This is a genomic window from Gordonia sp. (in: high G+C Gram-positive bacteria) (assembly GCF_020438995.1).
Taxonomy (GTDB): Bacteria; Actinomycetota; Actinomycetes; order Mycobacteriales; family Mycobacteriaceae; genus Gordonia.
Genome location: NZ_JAGQTN010000155.1, coordinates 1 through 6,334, shown reverse-complemented (window position 1 = coordinate 6,334; position 6,334 = coordinate 1). Strand labels below are relative to the sequence as shown.

3 protein-coding genes and 1 pseudogene are annotated in these 6,334 nt (G+C 62.2%); 1 reads left to right on the top strand and 3 read right to left on the bottom strand.

The genetic code is table 11. From position 1 onward, the window contains the following. Positions 1 to 448 precede the first annotated feature (448 nt). The gene (locus KDB67_RS11455) at positions 449 to 1,675 is read left to right on the top strand and encodes an N-6 DNA methylase (protein WP_291015826.1); all 1,227 of its coding nucleotides are present in this window, start codon (positions 449 to 451) and stop codon (positions 1,673 to 1,675) included. 324 nt (positions 1,676 to 1,999) lie between these two features. On the opposite strand, the gene dnaB is transcribed toward KDB67_RS11455, so the two are convergent. From dnaB to KDB67_RS11440, 3 genes and pseudogenes are all read right to left on the bottom strand, one after another. Then, entirely contained in the window at positions 2,000 to 4,213 is a 2,214-nt protein-coding gene (dnaB, locus tag KDB67_RS11450) for a replicative DNA helicase (protein ID WP_291015825.1), read from the bottom strand. Between the two features lie 445 nt (positions 4,214 to 4,658). After that, positions 4,659 to 5,270, bottom strand: coding sequence for a GNAT family N-acetyltransferase (locus KDB67_RS11445; RefSeq protein ID WP_291015824.1), 612 nt, complete (start codon positions 5,268 to 5,270; stop codon positions 4,659 to 4,661). Positions 5,271 to 5,455: 185 nt separating this feature from the next. Further along, positions 5,456 to 6,112, bottom strand: a pseudogene (locus KDB67_RS11440) (hypothetical protein); the annotation flags it as partial. Positions 6,113 to 6,334: the final 222 nt, after the last annotated feature.

Below are 6,334 nucleotides of genomic sequence, written 5' to 3'. Positions count from 1 at the left end.
GAAACCCCGCCCACCCGAACGGACCTCGGGAACATCGGCATGCCAAACACTGCTAAACACACTGTGCAACACGCAAATTCGCAGTCAGATCCGATACGCCACCGCTACTCGCGGATCTAGGTCTGATGACACTGAAATCCGCATCACCAAGGCACCAAGGCACCAAGGCACCAAGGCACCAAGGCACCAAGGCACCAAGGCACCAAGGACGATATTCGACTTAGATCCTAGCCACTTCTTCGAACGAAGTGCGCCCGCCCTACAGAAAGCGATGGCTACGAAAGGCTGGCCCTGCCAGCGGCTGAGTCAGCTAGTAACGGCGGCACCACGGGTTGCGAAAGGCAAGATAGACGAGCGAGAGGGCAGCCAGCTACTCATCCCTTCGTCGCCAGCAGGCCGTTCCTCGTCACACCCCGGAGGTGGCACGGAGGTCCGAGAAACGACCGTATTGGTCGACATCGACAGCGGCATCGTTGAACCAGGTTTCCTGGCAGCATGGTTAAACACCGAGCATGGCGTGATGAGTAGAATCCGGGCTTCTAACGCAGCAGCATTCGGCACGAGTCAGAGGCACCTCCGCGACGATCCAAAGTCACTGATGCGTTGGGCCGATGAGCTCGTCGTTCCAGTACCCGATAGGAAAACACAACTCTCGCTGGCTTCGACTGACGAGCTTCTCCAGTCATACCACACTGAACTGACGCGGCTACGTGAAAGAGTTTGGGACTCCGCCGAAGGTGTAAGCGATATCGTGGCGAGAATTTCCGCCGCGTTCGATGACTCCGGCACAGCTTGGCTGGAACAGTGGCCGTACCCCATCGCAATGGCTATATGGAGGGCCGATACAGAAAAGTCACCCGGCGACAAGCTCCGGGCATACCTTCAAGCATGGGAAGCCATCGTGGCCTTCCATGCAATTGTCCTCCTGTCCGCAACCCGGTGTGACCCGGGTAGAAGCGCAGAAATCGAGGGCGCGATCAGGAGCACTCTTCAGCTGAAGAGCCTAGGCATTGACAGGGCTTCTTTTGGCACGTGGATCGTCATCATCGAACAGACATCCAAGCAGTTCCGTAGCACGGTCGAAAGTGGCGATGCAGATGAACTAGCTCGAGCTCAAGACATGTTTGGTGGCCTCAGTCGCTCTGGAATCGAACGATTGATCGCCAAGGAGATCGTCCGAATTTTCAAGGAATTGGCCGGCAAACGCAACCAATGGAGTGGTCACTCCGGTTACGTGTCTGAGGAAGATCAAAAGACACGTGTCGACTCGCTCATCTCGGATATTCGTGGTCTTCGTCAACTTCTGGGGCCAGTCTGGACACAGCTTACCCTCGTTCGTGCCGGTACCGCTCGACGGAAACCCGACGGGTACTTACAGACCGCCGAACTGGCGATTGGAACTCGCTCCCCGTTCCAAACCATGGAATTCCTAGTGGGTGACTCAATGCTAGACGGGGAATTGTACTTACTCTGCGATGGTGCGCAGACTCCCTTGCATCTCGCGAGCTTTGTCCAGCTTCGGGCAGCTCCCCGCGACGCTCGATTCACCTCGTACTTCTACAATCGCACAGTAGGCGACAGTGTCACTATGGTTACTTACCAGTACGGACCAGAATCCGAGGTGCACACCGACGTGGCAACCTTCGAACCGCAGTTCGGAGCACTGAGAAGCTGAGCGAACGTATCATCATCGACTTGACGACATGTGCCCAGGCGCCTAGACATGCGCTGAAGAACAGCCGGCGAGTAGGAGTCGAGCCTGGTGATTGGTCAAGAGTGCGCTAGCAGAGCAGAGCAGCCCCACACATCATCCTTGGCCCACCGCCTCAGCCGCATGCGAAGCAAGCCGCCGCACTAGGGCCAGAAGATGCGGCGATAATGTGCTGACCACCGAAAGCCAAAGGAGTTGCAAACTAGGTGAGAATCCCCAGGACAGACTGCAAAGTATGGAGAACGCCGATGAGAAACTGCGATGTGGAATGAGAACCTACAGCCGCTGCTAGCCCCGCGCCATGTCTACGAAGCGGCTGAGGTGGAGTTGGTGGGCGACAGTGATGGTGGCGGTGGGACCGTTGCGGTGTTTGCCGACGATGATGTCGGCCTCGCCGGCGCGGGGGTCGTCGCGTTCGATGGAGTCGGGACGGTGGAGCAGGATGACCATGTCGGCGTCCTGCTCGAGGCTGCCCGATTCGCGAAGGTCAGAGACCTGGGGGCGTTTGTCGGTGCGTTGTTCGGGGCCACGGTTGAGCTGGGAGATGGCGACGACGGGGACCTCTAGTTCCTTGGCGAGGAGTTTGAGGGAGCGGGAGAACTCGGAGACCTCCTGCTGGCGGGATTCGACTTTCTTGCCCGAGGTCATCAGCTGCATGTAGTCCACGACAACGAGTTTCAGGTCGTGACGCTGCTTGAGGCGGCGGGCCTTGGCTCGGATCTCCATCATCGTCAGGTTGGGTGAGTCGTCGATGAACAGGGGGGCTTCGGAGATCTCGCCCATGCGGCGGGCCAGGCGGCTCCAGTCGTCGTCGCTCATCGAACCCGAACGCATATCGGCGAGTTTGATTTTCGCTTCCGCCGACAGCAGGCGCATGACGATTTCGATCTTCGACATCTCCAGCGAGAACATCGCCGCGGTCAGATGATGCCCGATCGAGGCCGAGCGCAGGAAATCCATTGCGAGAGTGGAATTGTGGGTGGGGACCATGGCCTCGCCGGCGAGGTACATGGCGGCGTCGTTGTCGACCTGGACGCACCGCACCGGGACGCTCGGTACCGGACGGACCGAGACCACCCGTCGGATTCCGGCTCGGCGGCGCAGTTCCTTGTGGCGGATCGCCTTGTGGTGCAACGTGAACACATCGTCGTCGGCGTCGACGCGGAGCCAGCCGGTGGCCGAGCGTTTGTAGTTGTAGCCCAGTCCCGCAACGAGATCCGCGACAACCGCCGTCATGTGGCGGGTGGCCGCGGGGACGATGATCCAGCCGTCCTCGTCGACGGTGGCGCGGGCGTCGAGCAGGCCGGCGAGCAACGCGCGGCGCTGGGCGATCGAACCGCGCAGGTATTCCAGCGGGATCAGGCCGCCGAGGTCGGCCATCAGGGTCATCACGTCGACCGGACCCTCGGCGTCGATACGCATCGCGATCTCGGGGTCGTCGAATGCCATACCGGCAAGTGCGGCAACGGTATACGGGCCGTACGCGACGTTCTTGCGGGGTAGTTCGAGGGGTTTGGTGTTGCGGACGATGGCGCACCCCACATGCCCGCGCAGCACCTCGGTGGTCATGGTGACGCGTTCGCCGTCGACCTCGGCGACCCACTGGTGCTGTTCGTCGGCGACGAGGATCGCGCCGTCGTTGAATTCGACTTCGTAGCATGGGCGTTCGGTCATCACGTCGGTGGCGGCGACCACCCGAGTGGGGCGGCCGTCGGCGTCGAGCAGCTGGTCACCGACCGAGACCCGGCCCATCGTCGTCCAGCCGTTCGGGGTGGGCAGCGGGGTGTCGAGGGCGAGCGCTTTGCCGACACCCGGTCGGGCGGCGACGATGATCATCTGGCCCGGATGCAGGCCGTTGGTCAGTTTGTCGAGATCGGCGAATCCCGTGGGAACGCCCAGTGACAGGCCGCCGCGGGAGGCGATGGAGTCGATCTCGTCCATCGTCGGCTGCAGCAGTTCTTCCAGCGGCACGTAGTCCTCGGCGGTGCGCCGTTCGGTGACCTCGTACACCTCGGCCTGCGCCCGGTCGACGACCTCGGCGACGTCCTGGCCGTCGGCGCCCGCATAGCCGTACTGGACGATCCTGGTGCCGGCCTCCACCAGACGGCGCAGGATCGCCTTCTCAGCGACGATCTCGGCGTAGTAGCCGGCGTTGGCCGCTGTCGGGACCGTGGAGATGAGGGTGTGCAGGTAGGGGGCGCCGCCGATCTTGCGCAGCTCGCCGCGACGCTCGAGTTCGGCCGACACGGTGACCGCGTCCGCGGGCTCACCCTTGCCGTAGAGCTCCATGATCGCCTCGTACACGGACTGATGGGCGGGGCGGTAGAAGTCGCCCGAACGCACCCGCTCGATGACGTCGGCGATCGCGTCCTTGGAGAGCATCATGCCGCCGAGAACGGACTGCTCGGCCGTCAGATCCTGCGGTGGCTGCCGGCCGAAGTCCTGCTCCCGTGGAGCCTCCTCCGAAGCGGAACCCTGCCCGCGATCATCGTCAACTCCCACGTGCCAAACCCCTCGTACTGCGCGCCGGACTCACATCCGGCCTGTCCCGACTGTTCCGGCGCGAACCGGAACCTTCGTGCCCCGACGATTCAGGCCCCCGATCGGTTGTGACGCGGTCTGCCGAAACACTTCGGGAGACATTAGGCGCTGCCGGGCGGCCCACTCAACCGGGGCTGTGCACAGGGTTGTTGACTGCCTGTGCACTATGTGTGCAGATGGCGGAGAAGGTTGTGCACACAGTGGGGAGAAGCTGGGGAATTCTGCCGAACTGTTCCGTCTTTTCGCAGGTCACAGCGTTAGAGAGTTTCCACAGGAGAAAATTGTCGATCACGCGGCGTGTCGGGATAACGTCATCGGGCGTGTCTTCCACCGGTCTGGACAACCACATGACGGCGTCGGGTCGCTGAATACTCCATGCCGGTAGTGCACAGGGTCACCGAACGCGTCAGGACGTGCGGGACATCCGCTCCAGCAAGATCGCGCGGGCAGCGGGCCAATCGTCGTCGGTCATCGCGTACTGCGCCGTCGTCCGCCATCCGGTGACATCCCCCGTCGCTCCGCTCGCGCCGAACCGCCGGTGCTTACGCAGCAGACCCTCGAAGGTGGCGCCGAGCTTGGCGATCGCCGCCCGTGACTGCGCGTTCGACTCGTGGGTGTGCCAGACCACCCGCACCGCGCCACAATCCTCGAACGCGTGCTTGAGGAGGAGGTACTTGGCGGTCGGGTTGACCGTCGTGCCCTGGGCATCGACAGCGTAGAAGGTGTAGCCGATCGACGTCGACAGGTTGGCCGCGTCGATCTCGTAGAAGCTGGTGGAGCCGAGGATGCGGCCGGTGGAGTTGTCGACGACGGCGTAGGCGACGCGGTGTTCGGGGTCGGCCAGGGACTTCTCGATCCAGTCCCTCGCCGACGCGATGTCGGTGGGTGTGCCGCTGGTCCAGCGGTAGGGTTCGGGGTTGTCGACGACCTGGGCGAGTTGTTCGGCGTCATCTAAGGTGAGGGGGCGCAGGGTGATTTGTTCTGCTACCAGTTCGTTAGTGCCTAGCCAGATGCTCATCACTGCCTTTCTACTGCATTCAGAGATTCGTGAATTACGTTGGGAACCTTATGTCGCCGGACCCAACGCGTCCCTCCCTCCTTCGTCACTTCGGCCTCAGGGATCAAGAAGCGCCCCCGACACCAACCCGGCGTCCACCGGGATCACGATGGGATCCCGGACACCTATTTCGCGACCAGTCGAGATCAAGAGGATTGGCCGACTGAGGATTTCGGGGTGAGCATCGAGCGGAGTGGTTCTCGGGGTGGGGATTTCACGAACGTGAAGATCAGGTAGGTGAGGACCACTGCATGGACCCAGACTCCGAAGTTGACGCCGCCGATCACCCACCACTTCATGTCCGAGCCCGACGTGTAGATGCCGAACAGACGGAAAATGGTGACGTCGAGGACGAAGTCGGCGATCAGGTAGGCGACGATGACCGGCCACCTGATCTGCAGCAGCACGAAGAACGGCAGTATCCACAGTGTGTACTGGGGTGAATGGACCTTGTGGAAGAGCATGAAACCGGCCAGCATCGACGCCGCGACACCGATCCACGGGAACGTTCCCACCCGCTCGTAGTAGCGGCGGCCCAGGTGGATCGAGAGGGCGAACGCGGCCAGGATCAGCAGCGGGGACAGGACACCGACCAGACTGTTGTAGGTGCTGTTCTGGCCGCCCGTGAAATGACGTAGGCCCCAGTACCAGATCGAGTTGGTGTCGACGTCGGCCTTGCGTTGGCCCTGGAACGACAGTGCCGCCTTCCAGCCGTCGAAACCGAGGATCATGAACGGGAGCTGCACGGCGATCACCGTGATCGTGGCGGCGGCGATGGTCCACGTGGCGCCGGTCCAGTCGAGGGTACTTCGGGTGGGGTTCGAGGTGGCTGCGTCAGGTGGGGATGGTCGCCGGGCCCTTCGTGACCCTCGCTCCTTCGTCGCTTCGGCCTCAGGGATCAAGATGTTTGGTCGCGCATCCGTCTCTTCGGCCACAGGGGTCAAGATGTTTGGTCGCGCATCCGTCTCTTCGGCCACAGGGGTCAAGATGTTTGGTCGCGCATCCGTCTCTTCGGCCACAGGGGT